This is a genomic window from Corallincola platygyrae, from assembly GCF_039544265.1.
Lineage (GTDB): Bacteria > Pseudomonadota > Gammaproteobacteria > Enterobacterales > Neiellaceae > Corallincola > Corallincola platygyrae.
Genome location: NZ_BAABLI010000014.1, coordinates 145,798 through 169,082, shown reverse-complemented (window position 1 = coordinate 169,082; position 23,285 = coordinate 145,798). Strand labels below are relative to the sequence as shown.

Annotated in this window: 14 protein-coding genes and 3 tRNA genes; 12 read left to right on the top strand and 5 right to left on the bottom strand. The window is 47.7% G+C overall.

Annotated elements, in window-relative coordinates:
• Positions 1-78: 78 nt before the first annotated feature.
• From ABEA14_RS12055 to ABEA14_RS12025, 7 genes are all read left to right on the top strand, one after another.
• The gene (locus tag ABEA14_RS12055) at positions 79-2,211 is read left to right on the top strand and encodes a DUF1302 domain-containing protein (RefSeq protein WP_345340260.1); all 2,133 of its coding nucleotides are present in this window, start codon (positions 79-81) and stop codon (positions 2,209-2,211) included.
• A 17-nt stretch (positions 2,212-2,228) separates the two neighbouring features.
• On the top strand, positions 2,229-3,593 hold the full coding sequence (locus tag ABEA14_RS12050) for a DUF1329 domain-containing protein (protein WP_345340259.1): 1,365 nt from the start codon (positions 2,229-2,231) through the stop codon (positions 3,591-3,593).
• A 63-nt stretch (positions 3,594-3,656) separates the two neighbouring features.
• Positions 3,657-4,673, top strand: a complete 1,017-nt coding sequence (locus ABEA14_RS12045; protein ID WP_345340258.1) for a WD40/YVTN/BNR-like repeat-containing protein — start codon at positions 3,657-3,659, stop codon at positions 4,671-4,673.
• A 9-nt stretch (positions 4,674-4,682) separates the two neighbouring features.
• Complete coding sequence (locus ABEA14_RS12040) at positions 4,683-7,013, top strand: efflux RND transporter permease subunit (protein WP_345340257.1); 2,331 nt, start codon at positions 4,683-4,685, stop codon at positions 7,011-7,013.
• Positions 7,014-7,184: 171 nt separating this feature from the next.
• Positions 7,185-12,011 carry an NAD-glutamate dehydrogenase gene (locus ABEA14_RS12035; RefSeq protein WP_345340256.1) on the top strand — a complete coding sequence of 1,609 codons (4,827 nt, stop codon included), beginning with the start codon at positions 7,185-7,187 and terminating at the stop codon, positions 12,009-12,011.
• Positions 12,012-12,056: 45 nt separating this feature from the next.
• Positions 12,057-13,067 (top strand): quinone-dependent dihydroorotate dehydrogenase, encoded by a 1,011-nt coding sequence (pyrD, locus tag ABEA14_RS12030; protein ID WP_345340255.1) that lies wholly within the window; start codon positions 12,057-12,059, stop codon positions 13,065-13,067.
• Between the two features lie 144 nt (positions 13,068-13,211).
• Positions 13,212-13,760 carry a cell division protein ZapC domain-containing protein gene (locus tag ABEA14_RS12025; protein ID WP_345340254.1) on the top strand — a complete coding sequence of 183 codons (549 nt, stop codon included), beginning with the start codon at positions 13,212-13,214 and terminating at the stop codon, positions 13,758-13,760.
• 114 nt (positions 13,761-13,874) lie between these two features.
• On the opposite strand, the gene ABEA14_RS12020 is transcribed toward ABEA14_RS12025, so the two are convergent.
• The 3 genes from ABEA14_RS12020 to ABEA14_RS12010 form a co-directional block, all read right to left on the bottom strand.
• Positions 13,875-13,951 (bottom strand) — tRNA-Met (locus tag ABEA14_RS12020).
• Positions 13,952-13,975: 24 nt separating this feature from the next.
• Positions 13,976-14,052 (bottom strand) — tRNA-Met (locus ABEA14_RS12015).
• Between the two features lie 48 nt (positions 14,053-14,100).
• Positions 14,101-14,177, bottom strand: a tRNA-Met gene (locus ABEA14_RS12010).
• Between the two features lie 158 nt (positions 14,178-14,335).
• Between ABEA14_RS12010 and rlmKL the strand changes: the two genes are divergently transcribed.
• The 5 genes from rlmKL to rmf all read left to right on the top strand — a co-directional run bounded on the left by rlmKL (position 14,336) and on the right by rmf (position 20,523).
• Positions 14,336-16,438 (top strand): bifunctional 23S rRNA (guanine(2069)-N(7))-methyltransferase RlmK/23S rRNA (guanine(2445)-N(2))-methyltransferase RlmL, encoded by a 2,103-nt coding sequence (gene rlmKL / locus ABEA14_RS12005; RefSeq protein WP_345340253.1) that lies wholly within the window; start codon positions 14,336-14,338, stop codon positions 16,436-16,438.
• Positions 16,435-16,662, top strand: a complete 228-nt coding sequence (locus tag ABEA14_RS12000) for a glutaredoxin family protein (RefSeq protein WP_345340252.1) — start codon at positions 16,435-16,437, stop codon at positions 16,660-16,662. The genes rlmKL and ABEA14_RS12000 overlap by 4 nt, the downstream gene beginning before the upstream one ends.
• Entirely contained in the window at positions 16,659-18,551 is a 1,893-nt protein-coding gene (uup, locus tag ABEA14_RS11995) for an ATP-binding cassette ATPase Uup (RefSeq protein WP_345340251.1), read from the top strand. Before ABEA14_RS12000 ends, uup begins: the two co-directional genes overlap by 4 nt.
• 13 nt (positions 18,552-18,564) lie before the next feature.
• Positions 18,565-20,235 (top strand): DUF3466 family protein, encoded by a 1,671-nt coding sequence (locus ABEA14_RS11990; protein WP_345340250.1) that lies wholly within the window; start codon positions 18,565-18,567, stop codon positions 20,233-20,235.
• Positions 20,236-20,346: 111 nt separating this feature from the next.
• Positions 20,347-20,523 (top strand): ribosome modulation factor, encoded by a 177-nt coding sequence (gene rmf / locus ABEA14_RS11985; protein WP_345340410.1) that lies wholly within the window; start codon positions 20,347-20,349, stop codon positions 20,521-20,523.
• Positions 20,524-20,596: 73 nt separating this feature from the next.
• On the opposite strand, the gene fabA is transcribed toward rmf, so the two are convergent.
• Entirely contained in the window at positions 20,597-21,109 is a 513-nt protein-coding gene (gene fabA / locus ABEA14_RS11980; protein WP_345340249.1) for a 3-hydroxyacyl-[acyl-carrier-protein] dehydratase FabA, read from the bottom strand.
• A gap of 70 nt (positions 21,110-21,179) precedes the next feature.
• A complete protein-coding gene (locus ABEA14_RS11975; protein ID WP_345340248.1) occupies positions 21,180-23,180 on the bottom strand; it encodes an AAA family ATPase in 2,001 nt (666 codons plus the stop codon).
• Positions 23,181-23,285: the final 105 nt, after the last annotated feature.

The window sequence follows — 23,285 nt, the reverse complement described above, 5'->3', positions numbered from 1 at the left end:
ACTATGCTGTGTTAATGCAACCTGCGCACACCAAAATTGAAAATAACAATAGGGTTGCTTTACTGGGGAGAACTAATAATGAAAAAAGGGCAATCCCGCTTTATAAAAAGGCCCATCGCCAAGAGTATATCCATCGCTTTACTTGCCCTCTCAGGGCATCACGCCGCAAATGCAGTCACATTCAACTGGGGAGAAGTCGAAGGCTCTTTCGATTCTACCTTTACAGTGGGTGCCAGCTGGCGAGTAGAAGATAGAGACTACGACCTTATCGGTAAGTCCAATCAGCCTGCGTTTAATAACAACAGTGCTAACTGGCGTGGTTACGATCCGGTCACCAACCCTATATTTCCAGTGAGCAGTGTCTGGGGCCACCCCACAGGCATCTATTCCACAAACAGTGACAACGCCAATCTCACCTACGACGCGGGAGACACCTTCTCTGAGATCGTAAAAGGCGTACATGAATTAGAATTGAACTACCAAAATTATGGCCTGTTCGTTCGAGGCATGTATTTCTATGATTTCGCTATGATGGACGGTCACGATTGGGACAATCCTGTCACAGGTGAAGAGTATGACCCTTGTCGCGACGGTGAAGCAAAAGACGAAGTATGTCGTGACATACGTCTGTTAGACGCTTATGTAACGGCAGATTTTGACCTCGGCGATCAGGGTGATATTCCACTCTCTATTCGTGTAGGTAATCAGGTAGTGAACTGGGGGGAGAGTACTTTTATTCCTCACGGTTTGAGTGAAATTGTCCCTGTCGATATCGCGCAGCTCCGTACACCGGGTGCAGAATTGCGAGAAGCATTTATTCCCACAGGTATGATTTGGGCATCTCTGGGCCTGACTGAAAACATAACATTGGAAGCCTTCTATCAATATGAGTGGGAAAAGTCAGTACTACCACCACCAGGCTCCTATTTTTCTACAAATGATTTCGCAGGCTCTGGGGGCCACCTGAATACAGTGCAGCTGCAATTTGCACAGAATCCAGACCAAAACCTGGATGGGCTTATTGCTCGCATGAACGGGTTGGATGAGCAGTATCAGGCTCTAACCGGAATGACACTGGCAGAATTGTTGGCTAATTTCGAAAACCTGCCCGCGGACGTACAATCTCAAGTTGCTGGGCTCTACATCGCGTCCGGCACCGAGCAAGCTTTGAAGTCGGGCTCTATTGAACCGGATGATGGCGGCCAATATGGTATTAAATTGGCTTGGTTTGTTCCTGAACTAAACGACACCGAATTTGGTTTCTACTTTGTGAACTACCATAGTCGTCGTCCAATCATTTCTGGCTATGCATCTAACTTCTGTGTCGACCCAACTGCAGGTGAGTGTACTGATGCCGCTGTGTTGCAAGACCTATCGCGAATTGCAGCTGGACCGATCGACGAGTCAAGCATCAACGACCTAACGGCATTCACCCGTGGTTATCTGGTTTACCCTGAAGACATCAAGATGTTTGGTTTGAGCTTCAATACCGGTATCGGTGATACGTCGGTTGCTGGTGAAATCAGTCACCGGCAAGATGAACCTCTCCAAATTGACGACGTAGAGCTGTTGTTTGCCTTTATGCCTGAACAGTTGGCAAATGCAGATCCAGAAACCTATGGGGCGCTGGAGGGGATCTCTCAGCTTGAAGCGCCGGCACCTGGTGGCTGGGTAGACGGATACGTTGAATCAGACACTACCCAGATGCAGATGACTTTGACCCATCTGTTTGGTCCAACGTTGGGGGCTGATAACTTCTTCGCGCTGGCTGAAGTTGGTGGCATCTATATCCACGATATGCCTGATGAAGATGAGCTTCGACTTAACGCGCCAGGTACAGATAGAAGTGGTGGATTCCCCGTAAGTCAGGGCTTGGAGCAGTTAGTTCAGGATGGTGTTGAAACCAACCCATTCCCAGATGACTTCTCATGGGGTTATCGCTTGCGAGCACAATTCGTGTATAACGACGTATTCGCAGGTGTAAACGTATCACCTCGTGTATTCTTTGCTCACGATGTATCGGGCACAACTCCCGATCCTCTGTTCATGTTTATTGAAGAAAGAAAATCCGCTGGTTTAGGTATTGGTTTCGACTACCTGCAACGCTGGAGTGCTGACCTCAGCTACAACGCGTTCTGGGATGGCGTAGGTACCTCTAACCGTATGGAAGATCGCGACTTCGTTTCCTTCAATATTAAGTATTCGATTTAATGGGGAAGAGGATAACAATGATAAAAACATCTCTTATCGCTTCGGCTGTCGCCCTATTTCTGGCGACAGGCGCAGCACACGCAAAAGTAAGTGAAGCTGAAGCCGCCAAACTTGGAGACACTCTCACACCTCTGGGCGCTGAGAAGGCGGGAAATGCTGACGGCAGTATTCCTCCTTGGGAAGGTGGTATAACGTCCGCACCGGCTGGCTATGAGCCAGGCATGCATCATCCGGATCCGTTTGCGGATGATCAGGTGCTCTACACCATCACCAAAGACAATGTGTCCCAGTATCAGGAGCTACTGAGCCCTGGTCAGCTGGCACTTTTTGATGCATACCCTGAAACCTTCAAAATCAACGTATATCCAACTCGTCGTAGCGCATCTTTCCCACAGGTCGCTTATGACTGGACAAGAAAGAACGCAGTCAATGCAGAGTTGGTAGATGGTGGTAATGGCCTCAAGAACGCGGCTATCGGTACGCCATTTCCAATTCCGGCCAACGGCCTGGAAGCTATTTGGAACCATGTAACCCGTTATCGTGGTGAAGCGTTAACAAGACGAGCGGGGCAGGCCGCACCCACAGCCAGCGGTTCTTATACCTATATTGGTTTGGACGAGGCATTACTACTGCCATACAACAATGCTAATGCTGACCCAGCCAAGCTGGAAGAGACCAACATTCTGTTCAAATTTAAACAGAAAGTAACTCAGCCAGCACGTCTTGCCGGTACCGCGTTGTTGGTTCACGAAACCATGGACCAGATTAAGACCCCACGCCAGGCTTGGACCTATAACACGGGTCAACGTCGCGTTCGTCGCGCACCGAACGTAGCCTATGATGCACCAGGTACCGCTGCTGACGGTCTTCGTACCACCGATGATTACGATATGTTTAATGGTTCTCCAAACCGCTACAACTGGAAACTGCTAGGCAAGAAAGAGATGATCATTCCTTACAACAGCTACAAGCTACATAGCGATAAGCTGCAGTACGATGATATTTTGCAGGCAGGTCATATCAATCCAGAGCATGTGCGCTATGAAAAGCACCGTGTCTGGGTTGTAGAAGCCACGCTTAAAGACGGTATCAGCCACATCTATAAGAAGCGGGTATTCTTCCTGGATGAGGATAGTTGGCAGGTTAGCGTTGCTGATATGTACGACAATCGTGACCAACTATATCGTGTAGCTATGGCCCACGGCTTGAACTACTACGAACTTCCTGCACATTGGTCAACACTTGAAGTGTTCCATGACCTAAACTCAAAGCGTTATATCGCCATTGGCCTGGATAACCAAGAGACAATGTACGATTTCAGCGCCAAACTAAGCGATCGACAATTCAGCGCGTCTGCTCTGAGAAAAGAGGGACGTCGCTAACCACGTTAGCCAGCGGGCCTGAGGGCCCGCTTTTGTTTTCTCCAGCTATTTTTTGAGTCTTTCATGGGTAGAGAAGTCAGGGGTTGGCCAATCATCGGCTTGGCAACAGCCTTTTTATCATTTCCTTCATTTGCCGATATGGCGACTGGCGCGCTGATCGTGCCAAACGCAGCGAATGCGTTGACGCTTGATTTTGCTACTACTGGTAGCCAGGTATTTGCTTTTGGCGAACGTGGCCACATTCTAGAGTTAAATGAATTGAACGATTGGCAGCAAATCGACTCCCCGACAAAGACAACACTAACTCGAGGATTCTTTGCAGGCCAACATGGTTGGGCTGTGGGGCATGAAGCTACAATTCTTCATACACCCGATGCAGGTAAACACTGGACTATTCAGCATGCGTGGGCAGGTCAGGATCGTCCACTGTTAGACATCACCTTTTTAGACGATAACCACGGCATTGCTATTGGAGCTTACGGCCTCTATCTCGAGACAAATGATGGTGGTAACAATTGGCATCAGCGCTTCTTGACCGATCTACTTTATGAAGAAGATAAGGAATACCTCGAAGAGATCCGCCTGGAAAGTGAAGAGGAGTATCTTATCGAGCTGAACAGTATGTTACCGCATTTCAATGCGATTACTGTTCAGGGAACCAAATTAGTCATTGCTGGAGAGATGGGGTTAGTTGCAGTCAGTGATGACAAGGGTAAAACCTGGCAGCGCTTGGATAGCGGTTATGAAGGCTCATATTTTGCTGTTAAAGCGCTTTCCGAAAGTAAATTGCTGGTTGCAGGTCTAAGAGGGACGTTACGTTTGTTAAGCGATGACAGATGGCAGAATCTTTCTTTTAGTCAGCCGATCACCATAAACAACTTAGTTCTAATGGACGAGCATCTCTGGGCGCTGGGTAACGGTGGTCACTATTTCAAATTAACGGACAACGAAGGTGGGTATGAGCATTACCAGCTTACCGAAACCCCAGCCTTGCTTGATGCCGTTTTCGTTGACCAGCAGCCCGTGTTAGCAAGTGCTGAAGGTATTCTAGTTAATCCGCCAGTTAAGTCGGATAAGTAAGGTAGTACGATGCGAGTTTCCCGAATGGTTGACCTGTGTGAACTGGTCATTTTCCGCCATCGCGCGTTTGTAGTTGCACTGTTTGCCGTAATGACAGCATTTCTGCTTTATCAGGCAACAATGTTGAAAATGGATGCTGGGTTCATTAAGAACATACCACTGCATCACCCATACATGAAAACCTACATTAAGCACCAGAAAGATTTTGGCGGTGCTAATACGGTTATGGTTGCTGTTAGAGCCAAAAACGGTGACATTTCGAACCCTAAATTTTTTAAAACGCTAAAGAAAGTTCACGACCAACTGTTCTTTATACCAGGTGTGAATCGTACATCTGTATCTTCGATCTATTCGCCCAGTACGCGTTTCGTCGAGGTTGTTGAGGATGGTTTTGCTGGTGGTCCAGTGATACCCGCCGATTTCAATCCTGACAGGGCTGAAGACCTATCGGTTGTCAGAGAAAACATCAATAAGGCAGGTATTGTTGGGCGCTTGGTGTCAGAAGATTTTTCTGCTGCCATGGTGCGAGCCAGTCTATTGGAATTCAATCCTGACACAGGTGAAAAGCTGGATGTACTGGCGCTAGCCGCACAACTAGAAAACGAGATCCGTGGCGCATATGCTGATGATGACATTGATGTTCATATCATCGGCTTTGCGAAGATGATCGGCGACATTGCTGACGGCGCCAAGTCTGTCGTGTTGTTTTTTGCCATCGCTTTTGTCATTACCGCAATACTGGTATTCATCTTCAGCCGTTCACTTTCTATGACGGTACTTGCCTTAACCTGCTCCCTCGTAGCTGTTGTTTGGCAAGTGGGTCTACTAACAGTCTTGGGTTTTGGCTTAGACCCAATGTCGATTTTGGTACCGTTTCTTGTTTTCGCCATCGGTGTCAGTCATGGCGTGCAAATGATCAATTCCGCGGGCCGACTTTGCTGTCAGGGTTACACGGGTAAAGAAGCTGCTCAGTCCAGTTTCAGAAAACTATTGGTGCCTGGCGGTATCGCGTTGCTATCTGACACCATTGGCTTCCTGACGATTCTCTCAATCGATATTGGCATCATCCGTGAGCTGGCCATTACAGCGAGTTTGGGTGTGGCAGTTATCATTTTAACTAACCTTATTTTGCTACCTGTATTGCTCAGCTTTGCCAACAAAAACGCAGGGCAACAGAAAGATGCCAATGAACAAGAAAGGAAATCACGCATTTCCTGGTTGTTTGATGTTGCTGCTATGTGTGCAGACCGACGGGTCGCAACAGTCATTATCATAGTTACCGCAGCGTTGTTTGCAGGCTCCTGGAAATTTGCCAGCCAAATGCAGATAGGCGATCTGCAGGCCGGAGCGCCTCAACTGCACGAGAGTAGTCGATATAACCAGGATACCTTCCTGATCACTGAAAAGTTCTCGGTGAGCGTAGATATCATTACGGTTATTACTGAGACCAAGGAAGAAGCTTGTACCTATCACGAATATATGACGGCCATCGATGAGTTTCAGTGGCGAATGAGCAACGTAGAGGGAGTCCAATCTGTCGTCAGCCTTCCCACCATCGCAAAGAAGGTTAACGAAGGTTACAACGAGGGAAGTGCACGTTGGCGTGTCCTGCCATTTGATACCGCATCATTGGTGCAAACTGTAGCAAGGGTACCGACATCATCTGGGCTGCTAAATCGCGATTGCAGCGTACTGCCGATCTATATCTTCCTTAAAGATCATAAGGCGCAGACAATTCAAACTGTTGTGGATGCAGTTAAATCGCTGCGTAAAGAATACGAACGGCCAGACCTTCGCTTTAAGTTGGCGTCAGGCCCTGCGGGTGTGATGGCTGCCAAAAATGAAGCGGTCAGTGCTGCGCAGATGCCTATGATGATGTACGTATACAGCGCTGTTATTTTGCTCTGCCTGGTAAGCTTCCGCTCTATTCGAGCAACCATTTCTGTGGTATTGCCGTTATACGTTGTGTCCACCATGGCACAAGCGCTAATGACCATGTTGGATATAGGCTTAACGGTCGCGACACTGCCCGTTATTGCACTAGGTGTGGGTATCGGTGTGGATTACGGTATTTATATCCTTTCCACCATGGTTTCACGCCTCAGCCAAGGGGTAGCAGTAAAAGACGCTTATTTAGAAGCACTTAAAGAAAGGGGCAATGCCGTACTTTTCACCGGATTCACTCTGGCGATTGGCGTCAGCACTTGGTTCTTCTCTGCGCTGAAATTCCAGGTAGATATGGGGATCCTGCTAACATTTATGTTCCTGGTAAATATGCTGGGCGCTATCATATTGCTTCCTGCGATAGCCAGCTTCTTCTGGCCCCGTCAAAGCAAGTGAACAGAAAGGCCGCAATAGCGGCCTTTTTTGTAAAGTTTGTGAGACAAAACAATTGATTGGCGTGTTGTGGGATCTCGGTTCTGGGCTAACCTATGTGGTAAAGACCGGTACACAATAGTGTCGCCTGTAAAAAGGTAAGGTCTGATAACAACAAGCCGTAAAGGTGAAACCATGGCCCCAAATGAAGCCCACTTTTCTGTTCTTCTCGAACGTCTACGTACCCTGATCCATACTAAGTTACCCGCGACTGAAGCGCCTATGGTCGAGCGTTTAGTACAACGCTTGTATCGCAATATCTCTCTGGAAGATTTAGCAGGCCGCAGTGACAGTGACCTGTATGGCGGTGTCATGAGTCTTTGGCATTTGATGCAATCACATGACATCGAGCAACCAAGTATTCACGTTTTTAACCCAGAAGTGGGTAGTCACGGGTGGCATTCCAATCACACTATTATTGAATTGATTCAACGTGATACGCCTTTTATGGTGGATTCATTGCGAATGGCATTGAAGCGGCTCGGCGTAACCGCGCATCTACTGTTGAATGCGCCACTTTCTGTGGAATCCAGCGAAGGAGAAGTCACTGCGCTTGGTGATATCTCAGATACTTTCAAACATAAGATCACGGTTTTTCATGTCGAGATTGATCGTCAAACGTCACAAGCTGACCGGCAGAAGATTTGTGAGGAGCTAAATTCAGTATTTCGGGATGTCACGCTGGCAGTCGAGGATTGGCAGCCGATGCAAGACAAGTTGGAATCGGTGATCAAAGAGTTAGCCAAGTCACCATTCCCCGGTGCTGAGAGTGAAAGAGAAGAAGCGATAGAGTTCCTTGAATGGGTAAAGAATCACAACTTTACATTGATGGGTTACCGCGAATACAAAGTTAAAGCGGTAAAAGGGGACCACGAGTTAAGTCAATTGAAAGGCTCAAGCCTTGGCTTGATGCGTGCAAGCGAGAATAACCGTTCAAGAAAGCTGAGCACGCTGCCAACAAGTGCACGCGAAAATGCACTCGATCAAAGCTTGCTGGTACTGACCAAAACCAATTCAAAATCACGGGTACACAGGCCAGCCTACATCGACTACATAGGTATCAAGAAGTTTGATGATAAAGGCAATGTTATTGGTGAGCACCGTTTTATCGGCTTGTACGCGGCATCAGTTTATAATCAAAGCGCGACCCAGGTACCGCTTATTAGAAACAAGTTAGACCGCGTGATGGCTGGTGGCGGATACGCGAAGGGCTCACACGCATACAAAGCCCTGCTGAATATTCTGGAAACTTACCCACGTGACGAACTGCTGCAATCGCCTGAGTCTGAGCTTTTAAATATTGGCCTGGGTGTACTGCAAATGCAGGAACGCGACATGAGCCGTTTGTTTGTTCGTCGCGACCTTTTTGGACGCTACTTCTCCTGCATGGTGTATGTACCAAAAGACAGGTACAACACCTTTCTCCGCCAACAAACACAGGTCATTCTTCAGCGCTATTTCAATAGTGAGGCGCCCGTTGAGTTTACCACTTTCTTTTCCGAATCAGTCTTAGCGAGAACCCATTACATCGTCCACGTTAAAGACAACACCATGGATGTCGATGTGAAACAGATAGAACAAAACCTGGTAGAAGCAGCTCGCTCTTGGGAAGACAAATTTCAAGACGCATTACTTGGTCAATTCGGTGAGGAGCAAGCAAAACACCTCCATCAGAAATATGCTGAGGGGTTCCCACGAAGCTACAAAGACGACGTGCTGCCCGGCAGTGCGATAGCCGACATAGAGCAGCTCGAACGGCTAAATGATCAACATCAGCTGGGCATGTTGTTTTATCGAGCGCAGGAAGAGCGAGACAACTCCAAGCTGGTGCGCCTTAAGCTATACCACCTGGAAACGCCGTTACACCTGTCTGACATTCTACCTCTACTCGAAAACATGGGGCTCAGAGTCATCGGGGAGCGGCCATATAAGATCACAGACAATCAAGGTGTGTTGCATTGGGTTCTTGAGTTCCATATGGCTCATGCCAGTGGTACCGGACTGGATATTAATGAGGTACAAGGGCGTTTTGTCGAGGCACTTAGTGGTGTTTGGTCCGGTCAATATGAAGATGATGGATTCAACAAACTCATATTATCTGCTGGGCTTACTGGTCGACAGGTGTCAATGCTTCGCGCGTACGCAAAGTATATGCGCCAAATTGGCAGCAGTTTCAGTCAACAGTACATCGAAAACTCTTTGTGTGATTACGCTGACATTGCGTGTCAGCTGTTTGAACTTTTCGAAACTAAGTTTTCACCAGCGGTAAAGAATCGCGATTTAACTAAGCAACTGGAGCAACTTGAGACGGCGCTGGACAATGTATCCAGCCTGGATGACGACAGGATAATTCGACGCTATGCCGAGTTGGTCCAAGCGACGTTGCGGACTAATTATTACCAAGCGATGAGTGATGGTCGCGATAAACCTTACATCGCTTTTAAAATGTCACCAGACGCTATTTCAGACATGCCTTTGCCACTGCCTAAATTCGAAGTGTTTGTCTATTCACCGCGCGTTGAAGGTGTTCATTTACGTGGCGGCAAGGTGGCTCGCGGCGGATTACGTTGGTCTGACCGTCGAGAGGATTTTCGTACTGAAGTGCTGGGGCTGGTTAAAGCGCAGCAAGTTAAAAATACCGTGATCGTGCCTGTTGGCGCGAAAGGTGGCTTTGTATGCAAGCAATTGCCATCACCATCAGATCGTGACGCTTTCCTGAATGAAGGCCAGAATTGTTACCGCACATTTATTCGCGCACTGCTGGATATTACAGACAATGTTGTTGATGGCACATTAGTCCCTCCAGTTAACGTCGTTAGACACGATGAAGATGACCCGTATCTAGTTGTAGCAGCAGATAAAGGCACTGCCACATTCTCTGATATTGCTAATGAAATCTCTGAGCAATACAAATTCTGGTTAGGCGATGCTTTTGCGTCTGGTGGCAGCGTTGGTTACGACCATAAAAAGATGGGGATCACAGCCAGGGGCGCCTGGGAGTCAGTCAAACGTCACTTCCGTGAAATTGGTATTAACTGCCAGGAAGAGGAGTTCACCTGTGTCGGTGTTGGCGACATGGGGGGGGACGTTTTCGGCAATGGTATGTTACTCAGCGAAAAAATCAGGCTTCAGGCAGCGTTTAACCATCTGCATATTTTTGTCGATCCAAATCCTGACGCACAATCCAGCTATGTAGAACGCAAAAGGCTTTTTGAATTGCCTCGCTCAAGCTGGGCTGACTATGACAAAAAGCTTATCTCCAAGGGTGGTGGCATTTTCGAAAGAAGCGCTAAGTCGGTAACACTTAGCGCGGAAATGAAGAAAATGCTAAACACTGACAAGAAGTCGCTAACCCCCAACGAACTGATCAAACAACTCATCATAATGCCGGTCAACCTGTTCTGGAATGGCGGTATCGGTACTTATATTAAGGGTACGAACGAAAACCACAGTGATGTCGGCGATCGCGCGAATGATGCCGTCCGTGTTAATGGCAGCGAACTTAACGCAAAAATAGTAGGCGAGGGCGGCAACCTTGGTGCTACTCAATTAGGTCGTATCGAATACGCAGCTAATGGTGGTCGTATTAACACTGACTTCACCGACAATGTGGGCGGTGTCGACTGTTCAGACAACGAAGTTAACATCAAGATATTGCTCAACGGTTTGGTGAGTCACGGTGATTTAACGCTGAAGCAGCGTAATAAGTTACTGTATGACATGACCGACGACGTAACAGAGATCGTACTTGATAACTGTTATCGTCAAACTCAGGGGCTCTCCATATCACAGCTCAAGAATGAAGAGCAGGTCAAAGAGTATCAGCGTTTTATTCATGCAATGGAACGCGAGGGTTTACTCGACAGAGCGCTTGAATTTTTGCCGAGCGATGAAGAGTTGGCAGAGCGGACACAGGCTGGCCTCGGACTTACCCGTCCAGAGCTTTGTGTCTTGCTGGCCTACGGAAAAATGTTCCTGAAAGAGAAATTGCTGGTACCTGAAGTGACGGATGTGTCGTATCACAACCAGTCTCTTATTGGCGCATTTCCCAAGCAATTGCAGAAAAAGTATCGCGAAGAGATGCAGGCACATCCGCTGAGATCAGAGATCATTGCAACGCAGATTGCCAATGCCATGGTTGATGATGTTGGTTTCAATTTTGTTGGTCGCCTACAAGATGAAACTGGAGCAACGGAAGCTGAAATCGCTAACTGCTACACCATGGCGCGAGAAGTTTTCGAGTTATCGAAAGTTTGGCAAAGCATTTCATCTCTCGACAACAAGATCGCGGCAGAGACCCAAAGCGAATTGCTGCATCAATTCCGAAGAATTATGCGAAGAGCCACTCGCTGGTTCCTGCGCCACCGTGATCGCAGTCTGAGCATTGAGCAGAACGTTAAGCGCTACCAGGCAACGTTTGATGATATTCGAAGTAACCTGGAGCACTACCTGGTTAAAGACGAGGTCGCAGAGCTTCAAGTCACAGCAAATGAGTTGGAGAGCAAAGGAGTCAATGGCGACATCGCCTCCCTGATGTCACAAATAAGCACGCTGTTCTCGGCTCTCGATATTGCTGAAGTGGCTATTGAGGCTAAACGCGATGTGGCTATTGTCGCAGATGTCTACTTCAAGCTGGGTGCCAAACTGCAATTGCATTGGTTCCTCAATCAAATATCGCTACAACCTGTAAGTAATCATTGGCAGGCGTTAGCAAGGGCTTCCTTCCGTGAGGAGCTGGATTGGCAACAACGCGCATTGACGGCCGTTGTTCTCCGGTATTGCTCAGGTATGTGCGAAGCAAACGCTATGTTAGAAAGCTGGGTAGAAGACCATGAGAAGGAGATCCAACGCTGGAACCACATGCTCGGTGAATTCCGTGTCAGCCAAAGTCACGAGTTTGCCAAGTTCTCTGTGGCCTTGCGCGAACTCATGCTATTAAGCCACAATTGCGAACCCAAATAAGACCATGGGCGCCGACTAGGCGCCCGCAACATTAAACGGTAGAAAATGCTGTATAAATTTGCGCGCGCCTTTCTATTTGCTCAAGACCCGGAATGGGCTCATGACTTCACTATTGATCGATTTAAGAAGTTAAAAGGTAGCTTTTTACTTAGTTTTCTAAAGCAAAAGCTGCCTGCCAGACCTCGGACTGTAATGGGAATTGAGTTCCCCAACCCTGTTGGATTGGCCGCAGGTCTCGATAAAAATGGTGAATGTATTCACGCCTGGGATGCCATCGGCTTCGGTTTTGTCGAGATTGGCACCGTCACTCCCAGACCACAGCCGGGCAACGACAAACCACGTATCTTTCGGCTCGTAGAACATAACGCCTTGATCAACCGTATGGGTTTCAACAATAAGGGCGTAGATTACCTGGTTGAACAGGTCAAAAACTCCGGTTTTAAGGGGGTTCTGGGGATCAACATTGGCAAGAACAAAGATACACCTGTAGAGCAGGGTAAAGATGACTACCTTATCTGCATGGAAAAGGTTTATCTGTACGCGTCTTATATCGCAGTCAATATTTCATCCCCAAACACGCCGGGGCTCCGCAGTTTGCAGTACGGTGAAGCGCTTGATGAACTCCTGTCGGCCTTAAAGGAAAAACAAGCAGAGTTGGCAGAGAAGCATGGTAAGTATGTGCCCGTAGCTGTAAAAATCGCACCGGACCTAAGTGATGAAGAGCTGGCTCAGGTTGCTGACTCCCTGGTCAAACATAAGATCGATGGTGTTATTGCCACCAATACAACCCTTGATCGTGAGCCCGTTGCTGGCCATCCACATGCTGAAGAGGCCGGCGGTTTAAGTGGCCGGCCTGTTACCGACAAAAGCACTGCAATTATTGCAAAATTGAGTGGCTTGCTTGATGGTGATTTACCAATCATCGGTGTTGGTGGCATAGACAGCGCATCAAAAGCACAGGAAAAGCTTAACGCTGGAGCGAGTCTGGTTCAGGTTTATACCGGATTCATCTACCAAGGCCCACCTTTAGTCAAAGAGATAGTGAGCAAGCTTTAAACAAATTCACCAATTAACGGAAAAGCGCGACAATTAGTCGCGTTTTTTTTCACAATTTTTCACTAAAGCACTTGCACTGTTCAAACTACATACAGAAAATGTCCGCAGAAAAACACAATAAAACTAATAAAATAGAGCTTATTAATGTTTATGCAGCCAAATCAGGGGTGGCGCTGGTACTTTGATAAAGAGGCAGATCGTCTCTGCATCACACTTGATGATGATCTCCACTTCAAAACCCACTATAAGGGAAAGCAGTTGTGCCCCATTGCACATCAAAGCCAGGCTTTCTCTACAGAAGACTGCAAAAACTACAACCTGATTGCTGAAATGCTTTTGGGATATAAGCTTTTACCCCGCCCATTGCTTGTCCAAACCGTGTTAAACGCTGTTGCAGCAAAGCGGTTTTTACTGCCCGTGATGCCTAAGAGCTGGTTTTTCGCTCCAGGCTCAAGTCAGGTAGCAGTATGCGAAGACTTATTGATTGAATTAAGCACGGTTGCGGGCCAATTAGGCCAGTTTATCGTGCTGGAAAGCAATGAGCAGGCTTCTCTTTGCATGCTCGTCGATGAGACCCTTCGACTCAATGACACCAAGACCATGGCTATGTTCGATGTCATCAAAGTGATGAACGATAGAGTCATCGGCTTTGTGAGCGCGTCTGACACTGACGAATTCTTCAAACTCGCCTAGCTACAAAAACGTTTGTAGAAAGAAATTAATGCGGGAACAACTGGCCTGGCCGGTTGGCGCATGTGCGCGTATGCCTGTAGATAAACGATGGAGAAATAGATTAATACTTGAAATTGGTTGCGGGGGCCGGATTTGAACCGACGACCTTCGGGTTATGAGCCCGACGAGCTACCAGACTGCTCCACCCCGCGTCCGTATATGACGGTTTCGGAAATTGGTTGCGGGAGCCGGATTTGAACCGACGACCTTCGGGTTATGAGCCCGACGAGCTACCAGACTGCTCCATCCCGCGTCCGAAACTAACTCTGTCCAATCTCTGGTAGCGTCGTAATGACAAGATTGGTTGCGGGGGCCGGATTTGAACCGACGACCTTCGGGTTATGAGCCCGACGAGCTACCAGACTGCTCCACCCCGCGTCAGAGAGGGGCGTATCATAGGGAGTTGATTTGCTATATGCAACCCCTGTTTGTTCAATCGCTGAATCTTTGTTCAATCGCCACAAAAAAGACTTTTGCCAGTGGATTACCTATAATGCGCAATCCTTACTGAATCGCTAGCTATAACAACCGCAAATATGACCCTTGAACTGTTTATTACCGCCCCTTTGGGGATGGAAGATCTTGCTGCAAAAGAAGCAGAACAACTTGGCGCCTTTGAAACGAAATTGGCTAGGGCAGGGGTACAGGTAAAAGGCGATATCAATTTTGTTTATCAGTTTTGTTTGTACAGTCGTGTCGCAAGCAGATTGTTGCTCAGTCTTGGCAGTTACGATGTAAAAAGCGCAGACGCCGTATACAACGCAGCCAAGCAGATTGATTGGCAAAAGCATATGCGCGCAAACGGTACCATCGCTGTCCAGTTCGATGGCACAAACAATTGGATGCGCAACACTCAGTTTGGCGCACAAACAGTCAAGGATGCGGTCGTTGATTTCTGCCGCGAAAATGAATTACCTCGCCCGTCAGTTGATAAAGCTTATCCAGATCTAAGAATTCATGCTTACCTGAATCGAGACCAGATTAGCCTGTCTATTGATTTATCCGGGCCACTTCATCAGCGCGGTTATCGTGATAAAGCAGGGGCTGCACCGATGCGTGAAAGCCTGGCCGCCGCAATTCTTTACCGCGCTGGCTATGATTCGCATTCAGAACAACCTCTGGTAGATCCCATGTGTGGTAGTGGCACGTTGGTGATTGAAGCTGCCATGATGGCCGCAGATATAGCACCAGGACTACTCACTGACAGTTTCCCATTTCAGCGTTGGCCTCAGGCTGACGAAACTTTGTGGTTTGAGGCACGAGACGCCGCGGAACAGCGCGCAAAGCTTGGTCGAAGCCAAACTAAAAAACGTTTCTTCGGTAAGGACCTCGACTATGGCATGGTCGCCCTTGCCAAAGAGAATGCGAACACAGCGGGTGTTGGCCACTTGGTTGAATTTAGCCAAGGTGACGTGAGCGAACTGGACAACCGTTACGGCGCACAAGGGTTACTGGTATCAAACCCTCCTTATGGTGAGCGTTTAGGCACCATCGCAGAGGTACTGGCGATTCACTATTATCTTGGCCGTCAGTTAAAGCAGCATTTTGGCGAGTGGCGTGCAGCAATATATAACATCGATGATTCGATGCTAAACCAGTTACGTATGCGCGCTGACAAGCGGTATACACTTTACAACGGACAGCTCAAAGGCACCCTTGCGACGTACCAGATCAAACAGGGTGAACCTAAACCGCTGGCTGAGGATTTCATCAATCGCGTTAAGAAGAACATCAAACGCCTGAACAAGTGGATTAAAACCGCTGACACAGATTGCTACCGTATTTATGACCGAGACCTGCCTGAATACAACCTGGCAATTGATAAATATGGTGATTGGTTGGTAGTACAGGAGTTTGCAGCACCTAAATCGATTGATGAACAGAAAGCACGTAATCGGTTAAACGATGCCCTGGTTGCGTTAACCGAGTTACCGGATGTAGATAGCCGCCAGATCGCGCTTAAAACACGCCAGCGTCAAAAAGGCCAGCAACAGTACCAACGTCAGCAACAAGCTAACGTTTGGTTCAGAGTCAATGAAGGGCAGTGCCGATTCTGGGTCAACCCACTTGACTATTTGGATACCGGACTGTTCTTAGACCATAGAACTGTTCGAACAGAACTAGGCGCAATGGCCGAGGGTAAACGCATTCTTAACCTGTTTTGTTATACAGCAACCGCTACCTGTCATGCTGCAAAGGGTGGTGCAGAATCATCTGTCAGCGTTGATATGTCCCGTACATATTTAGACTGGGCGGCAAGAAATATCGAACTAAATGGCCTCGATCCCAAACGTCATGTACTAGTCAAAGCTGACTGCATGAAATGGTTGGCATCGACCCATGATAAATTCGACCTGATCTTTATAGACCCGCCGAGCTTTTCCAATTCCAAACGAATGGAAGGGCATTTTGACGTGCAAAGAGATCATGTAGAGTTGCTTGCATACGCGCGTGAACTGCTTGAGCCAGGCGGTACGATTGTGTTTTCCAATAATCTACGCGGTTTCAAGCTGGATGAAGAGAAATTGGCCAAGTACGATCTTGAAATAGAAGACGTAACACAAGCCAGTCTGCCCGAAGACTTCAAGCGGAATCAAAAGATTCACCACTGTTACCTGCTGGATTGCAAGCGAGGATGATCGTCTACTTATACGGCACCGAGGGGTGCCATCTCTGCGAAGACGCAATGAAACTATTTCAGCTACAACCGGAAGTTGAAGTCATCTACCGGGATATTATGGAAAAGACGGAGTGGCTTGAACGTTTTCGCGTCAGAATACCCGTTGTACAGTTAGCGCAGAACGAGCTGGACTGGCCTTTTACACTAACTGAGTTAAACGAATTTTTAGAGAAGTCATCATGAGCTTGCTTGTACTTGAAGACGCTTGCCTGGCCTATGGTCAAACACCTTTGCTTGATGAAGCAAATTTTCAGATTGAGCCCGGAGAACGGGTCTGTTTGGTAGGCAGAAACGGCGCTGGTAAGTCTAGTTTGATGAAAGTCATCAGTGGCGAAATAACCCTGGATGATGGACGCAGACAACTTAGAACCGATGTTCGTTTAGCGCGCTTAGATCAGGATCCACCTGATGCCGAAGAGATCACGGTATTCGACTACATCGCTCAGGGTCTTGGCGAAACCGGACAATGGCTGCAGGACTTTCAACATTTGACGGCGTCACTAAACACAGAAGACGCCGGCCAAATGGAGCAGCTTGCAAAGCTGCAGTCACAATTGGACTCCGTCGATGGCTGGAGCTTTCAAACACAGATTGAATCAGTTGCAAAGCGACTGGAACTTGATGTCAACGGTGCATTGGCTTCTCTCAGCGGTGGTTGGAAACGACGCGTGGCATTGGCGAAAGCGCTGGTAACAGAACCTGATCTGCTGTTACTGGATGAACCAACTAACCACCTCGATATCGAAGCGGTGCTCTGGCTGGAGCAATTTATCAGCCAGTTTAAAGGCGCTATCGTTTTTATCAGCCACGACCGAGCTTTCATTCGCAAACTTGCTACCAGGATTGTCGACCTCGACCGCGGCGTTTTAACCAGTTGGCCAGGTAATTACGACAAGTACCTTGAGGGCAAAGCTGAATGGCTGGAAACCGAGGCCAAACACCAGGCAGAGTTTGATCGCAAGTTAGCCGAAGAAGAGAAGTGGATCCGCCAGGGGATTAAAGCGCGTCGTACAAGAAACGAAGGGCGAGTGCGCGCCCTAAAAGCGATGCGTAGGGAGAGGGGGGAGCGCATTGAACGCGTTGGTCGAGCGCAGATGCAGATAAACGAAGCTGAAAAGTCGGGTAAACTGGTTTTTGAGCTCAAAGATGTCGCTTTGTGGCGTGGTGATAAACGTTTATTCCAGAACTTCACTACACAGGTAATGCGAGGCGACAGGATCGCCATGGTTGGCCCAAATGGGTGTGGTAAATCGAGCTTAATTAAATTACTGCTGTCGGAGCTAACGCCAACGGATGGTAGTTGTCGTTGCGGTACAAAACTCGAAGTCGCTTATTTCGACCAGTATCGAGACCAGCTGGACCCAGAAAAAACCGTTGTAGATACGGTCGCAGACGGTCGACAAGAATTTGATTATCAAGGGCGAAAGCGCCATGTGCTGGGATATCTCCAGGACTTTTTATTCGCGCCGAAGAGAGCAAGACAGCCAGTGAGGGCACTCTCTGGTGGAGAGAAAAACAGGCTATTGTTAGCAAAACTTTTCTTGAAGCCCTCTAACCTTTTAATCCTTGATGAACCAACTAACGATCTGGATGTCGAAACGCTGGAACTGTTGGAAGAGTTAGTCAGTCAGTACCCAGGAACAGTGTTGCTGGTGAGTCACGACCGTGCATTCATCGATAACGTAGCAACCAGTTGCTGGCGATTTGAAGGTAATGGATTGTTGAATATCCATGTCGGAGGATATTCCGAACTACCGCCGCTGATTCAAACGATAAAACGTGAAGAAAGTGTCGAAACAAAACAAAAACCGGCCGCTAAACCTTCTTCGCAAAAATCCAAAAAGTTATCATACAAGCTACAGCTCGAACTGGATGCCTTACCAGAGCGCATTGAAGTGTTAGAGCAACAAGTAGCAGAATTACAAAATCAGATCAGCGCATCCGATTTCTTCTCTCAACCGGTCGATGCCACTCAGCCGGTGCTAGACGCCCTTCAAGCGGCAGAAGCATCACTGGAAACGGCGTTTGAACGCTGGGAAGAGTTAGATGAAATGGCCAATGGCTCGCTGTAATTAGGGTGTATCAATGCGCATTAAACAACTCGTAACGTCTACTTTCTTACTCAGCTTCGTGCCGTTTGGTACTAGCGCCACAACATATAGCGTCGACGACCTAGGAACAATCGGCGAAGCCAAACATTCCTACGCAATGGGGGCAAATGCCGGCGGCGAAGTGGCAGCAACTTCCAAAGACCGATTTGAAGACAGTTTAGAGCCTGATCCTGAAGATGGCGATGATGAGCTGGATGACGATATAGACGATAACATCAATGACGACATTAATGATGATCTCGATGATGACGATGACGATGATGAGGACGAAGATTTTCTTGAATTACCTCAAGGTAACGAAGTTGCCTGGGTAACCGACGGAACAACCTCAACGCGCTTGCAGTTGTTTGATGTTATTAATGAAGACACTGGCGAGTTGACCGGCAGTACCAACGATATTGCATTCGGTGTTAATGACAGTTCTATCATAGTAGGTGTGGGTACGGCTCCATATTACGCCATTGAATATACCGAAGAAGATGGAACTGAGGTGGTCTACTTTGCTCGAGAGTTCCAGTTCAGAGGATACGCACATTTCAACGGCGAATTGGAAGCTCTTTTACCACCCACTATTGAATATGGTGGTGTTAGTATCAGCAACGATATTAACAACAATAACCTTGTTGTTGGTTACGCGAGCATTGAACTGACTGAGTCAAGCCGAGACTATGCAGAGGAAAATTGTCCTGATCAGGATGTCCCGCTGGAAGTCTGTACGCGATCGCTTAACTACCAACTTAGAGCATACCAATGGCAGTTAGACGACCAAGGCTCAGTGGTCTCAACCAAGGAATTGGGTTTGCTTGCAACACCTGATGAAGATGACGAACGTCAGTATATCAGCCAGGCGCTTGCGGTGAATGCTGAAGGTGTTTCAGTTGGTATGAGCTACGCATTTGAAGATGGTGACGACAATCAGGTTCGTACATATGCGGCGATTTATCAGAATGATGAGGTGCTGGATATTACTGACCCCGATGAGTTCCGAGCCAGCGTCGCATACGACATCAGCGACCAGAACGCTGACGGTATCAGTTACGTTGTGGGTGATGTGACGAAGTTTATTAATGGTTACTGGCGTAGCAAGTTCTTTTATTACGAGTTAGGTAAAGAAGGCGCCAAGCTAGAGTCTGCTTACGGTGACGATTCCGATGTAACAGATTTCTATAACGGATCATCAAGCACAGCTCGTAGCGTTAATAATTTGGGACAAGTGGTCGGTTTTGGTGAATACGAGCGTGTTAATCCACAGATTCCGCGCCGCAAGCATGCATTCCTTTACGATATACCAACCAACACTTTCACTGATCTGAATAACCTTTTGCCCTGCGACTCGGAATACGAAATGGTAGAGGCAAATCATATTGACGATAACGGCACCATTTCTGGCGTTGCTATTGCTACGGTTCCGGCTCTGGATAATAGCGGCGACCCCGTTGTTAACAGTGAAGGCGAGCAGGAACTCGAAGAAGTTGCTCGTGCCGTCAGGCTCTATGCTGATCCCGACGGCATCCCAGAAGTTTGTCCAGAACAGGAAGAAGAGAACTTTTCCCGTTCAGGAGCCAGCACCAGCGTTTTTGGTACAATTACACTGTTTGTCCTCGCTATCCTGCGCCGTCGTTGGCTTATAAGTAAAAAAGCTTAGTAAATAGCCAATACGACTTTGTGTCATACGCGTGTCTGATTGAGTATAAGAGGGTGGGCGCTTCGTCACCACGGAGTGCCACTTTCCTAACAAAGAGGATGACACTGTATGATGAAACGGCAGAAAAGAGATCGTATGGAAAGGGCGCATGCGCGAGGTTACCAGGCGGGGATCGTTGGTCGTTCGAGGGAAGATTGTCCCTATCAAGGCATCGAATCCAGGTCGCAATGGTTAGGTGGATGGCGTGAAGCCGTCGAAAATCGAAGTATGGGCATAGGCCCCAAATAACTATCCTTTTTTCTATCGTAGAAATACAAAAAGCCCCATTACGGGGCTTTTGTTTTTTTATGAGTTGCGTTTATTAGAAAGTAGAGGTGTCTGTGAACAAGCCAACTTTGAGGTCGGTGGCTTCGTAGATCTTCTTACCGTCCACTTCAACCACACCATCACCGATCCCCATAACCAGCTTGCGACGAATAACGCGCTTAAGATCGATGCGATAGGTGACTTTTTTCGCTGTAGGCAGAACTTGCCCAGTGAATTTAACTTCGCCAACACCCAGGGCGCGACCTTTACCAGGACTACCGCCCCAACCAAGGAAGAAACCAACAATCTGCCACATGGCGTCCAAACCAAGACAACCAGGCATTACTGGGTCACCAGGGAAGTGACAATCAAAAAACCATAAATCAGGTGTGATATCCAGTTCAGCAATCACTTGGCCTTTGCCAAACTCACCACCATGGTCATTGATTTCGATGATCCGGTCCATCATCAACATATTAGGAGCCGGCAGTTGCGCATTTCCCGGGCCAAACATTTCGCCACGGCTACATGCCAGTAGTTCTTCTTTATTGTAGCTAGATTGCTGCATGTTAAATTCCATTACTCATAAAGCGGCTTAGATTAGCGAACACATGTACGCTGGACAACTCCGATCAGATTTAATGTCGCTTCCAAGGGAAAAAGATAGACCAAAGACTGGGTTTTTCGTGACTATGAATGTCATCAACCCGTCTTTGAATTCTCCCGTAAACCGTGTTTTCGGGATAGTAGCCGTGGTCATCTAACTCACCAGCACTCATCCCCATACTCAGAGCAATAGCTTCGGCCACGTTATCGACGCCGTACAGAATAAGAGACTCTTGTTCTATGGCTTCTATGTAAACAGGTGCGAGATTCAACTGATTAATATTGGCTCTGGGTAGAATAACACTAACAGACTGCTCTGGTGCGACATGCTTTGCGGCTTTATAAAACCCTTCAATCTTTTCATTCACCCCGCCAACGGCCATTACCTGACCAAATTGATCAATAGCGCCTGTGATGGCAAAAGATTGCTGAATAGGTATGTGTGAAAACGAAGAGAGCAGGGCAAGCAATTCGGCTAAACCTGCACTATCACCATCTACATGATAATAGCTCTGTTCAAACACCAAGCTGCAGGACAAGGGGAGAGGAGTATCTTTAGAAAACAGACCATGGACAAATGCACTCAAAATCATAGTGCTCTTTGCATGGATATTGCCGGCCATATCGGCTTTGCGCTCAATATCGATAACGTCACCGTCACCCATATGAACGGAGGCTGTGATTCGAGCAGGTTCACCAAACTGTTCGCCTGCAGCATCGATGACTGTAAGACCGTTGACCTGGCCAATAGCCTTGCCAGTTAGTTGCAGTTTTACTTGCCCGGTTTCAATCCCATATAGATGTTCGTCAGCAATCAAACAGAGCCGCTTTTTGCTCGCTTCAATCGCTTTAACCACGTGGCTTGCATCTAACTGCAGTGCTTTTTGTTTATGGGCATAGTGGCAGGCCTGAGCCATAAGATTCCCAATGTCCCGGCTGGTTAAAAGCACCCGACTGTTATCTTCACAATGTCTTGAAGACCAGTTTGCTATAGCATCAATCGCTTCTTCGGACAGTGGCAAAAGCCCTCTAAACCGGGCTACTTCCTGTATATACAGCCTGTATTTCAAATGATCCGAAGCGGTACGCACGTCATAAACCGCCCGAATGTCGCATATCAGTGAAAAGAATTCAGTGAACTCGGGGTCCTGCAGTTCCAATTCAGATAAACATGATCGGTCACCGATTAGTATCAGGCGAATGTTGAGCGGCATAGGTTCAGGATTAAACGCAGAAACAACGTTCTGTGATTCCAGCGGGAGCCAGTCGAGTAATCCCGTTAAGATGACTGCTTTCAGGCGACCCCATAGGTCTGGACGTTCAATAAGGTGTTCAGCCTTAATCACCAATACACCGCCATTTGCAAGGTGTAGCAACCCAGGCTGAAGCATCTGCTGGCTTGTAATAACACTGCCTTGCTGTGTTTCGTAACGTATCTCGCCAAACAAACGACGCTCATCAAGACGGTAACAATGGATAAGAGGAAACTCGTTTGCCTGGCTGTGAGTCACCAGCACGGCGGGCGTCATTTCATGGGCGGTATCACCAAGCGCTAGCTCAGCCAAATAAGCTCGTAGGTTTGCTGAATCACCATATTGAGACAACAAAGCTTCGAAGCTGGGGCCATCAATGTCTTTGAGTAGTGACTCGTAGTAAGCCGCTATATCTTCGCAAAACTGACCAGCACTCGCGGCAGGCAATTCGATTAAGCGCGGCTTGTTTGGTTGCAAGGAGCATGGAACGTAAACCCAATCTCTGCTGGCTAACTTATGATCGTCTGGCAAACCTCTAGATAACAGGTCACTAATCAAGAACTCATCATCAAAACCACCACGACTGTTAAAATACAGGTGCTGGCCACGACAGGCGTCAGAGAATGCGATGGACAAGGTTTCGACTGCGGCATCCTGACCGAGAGAAAGGTCGACACCAACACGGGCAACATTGACGTCATTGTTACTTTCAGAAAATGTCTGCTTTAGAAATAGAGGACCGATCTGTTCCGAACTAATTGGCTTGGGGAGCGTGACCAAACTGAACCTTAATCAATTGAATAGATGAGCTATTTGTCGATTATACGCCAGGCACACAGCAGTAACCTAGTTTTATGAAATTATAGTTATATGCGCATAATGTAT

Coding starts and splice junctions, on each gene's coding strand:
- ABEA14_RS12045 (WP_345340258.1), top strand. CDS start 3,657: ATGGGTAGAGAAGTCAGGGGTTGGCCAATCATCGGCTTGGCAACAGCC.
- rlmKL (WP_345340253.1), top strand. CDS start 14,336: ATGACCCTTGAACTGTTTATTACCGCCCCTTTGGGGATGGAAGATCTT.
- fabA (WP_345340249.1), bottom strand. CDS start 21,109: ATGCAGCAATCTAGCTACAATAAAGAAGAACTACTGGCATGTAGCCGT.
- ABEA14_RS12055 (WP_345340260.1), top strand. CDS start 79: ATGAAAAAAGGGCAATCCCGCTTTATAAAAAGGCCCATCGCCAAGAGT.
- ABEA14_RS12050 (WP_345340259.1), top strand. CDS start 2,229: ATGATAAAAACATCTCTTATCGCTTCGGCTGTCGCCCTATTTCTGGCG.
- pyrD (WP_345340255.1), top strand. CDS start 12,057: ATGCTGTATAAATTTGCGCGCGCCTTTCTATTTGCTCAAGACCCGGAA.
- rmf (WP_345340410.1), top strand. CDS start 20,347: ATGAAACGGCAGAAAAGAGATCGTATGGAAAGGGCGCATGCGCGAGGT.
- uup (WP_345340251.1), top strand. CDS start 16,659: ATGAGCTTGCTTGTACTTGAAGACGCTTGCCTGGCCTATGGTCAAACA.
- ABEA14_RS11990 (WP_345340250.1), top strand. CDS start 18,565: ATGCGCATTAAACAACTCGTAACGTCTACTTTCTTACTCAGCTTCGTG.
- ABEA14_RS12000 (WP_345340252.1), top strand. CDS start 16,435: ATGATCGTCTACTTATACGGCACCGAGGGGTGCCATCTCTGCGAAGAC.
- ABEA14_RS12035 (WP_345340256.1), top strand. CDS start 7,185: ATGGCCCCAAATGAAGCCCACTTTTCTGTTCTTCTCGAACGTCTACGT.
- ABEA14_RS12040 (WP_345340257.1), top strand. CDS start 4,683: ATGCGAGTTTCCCGAATGGTTGACCTGTGTGAACTGGTCATTTTCCGC.
- ABEA14_RS12025 (WP_345340254.1), top strand. CDS start 13,212: ATGTTTATGCAGCCAAATCAGGGGTGGCGCTGGTACTTTGATAAAGAG.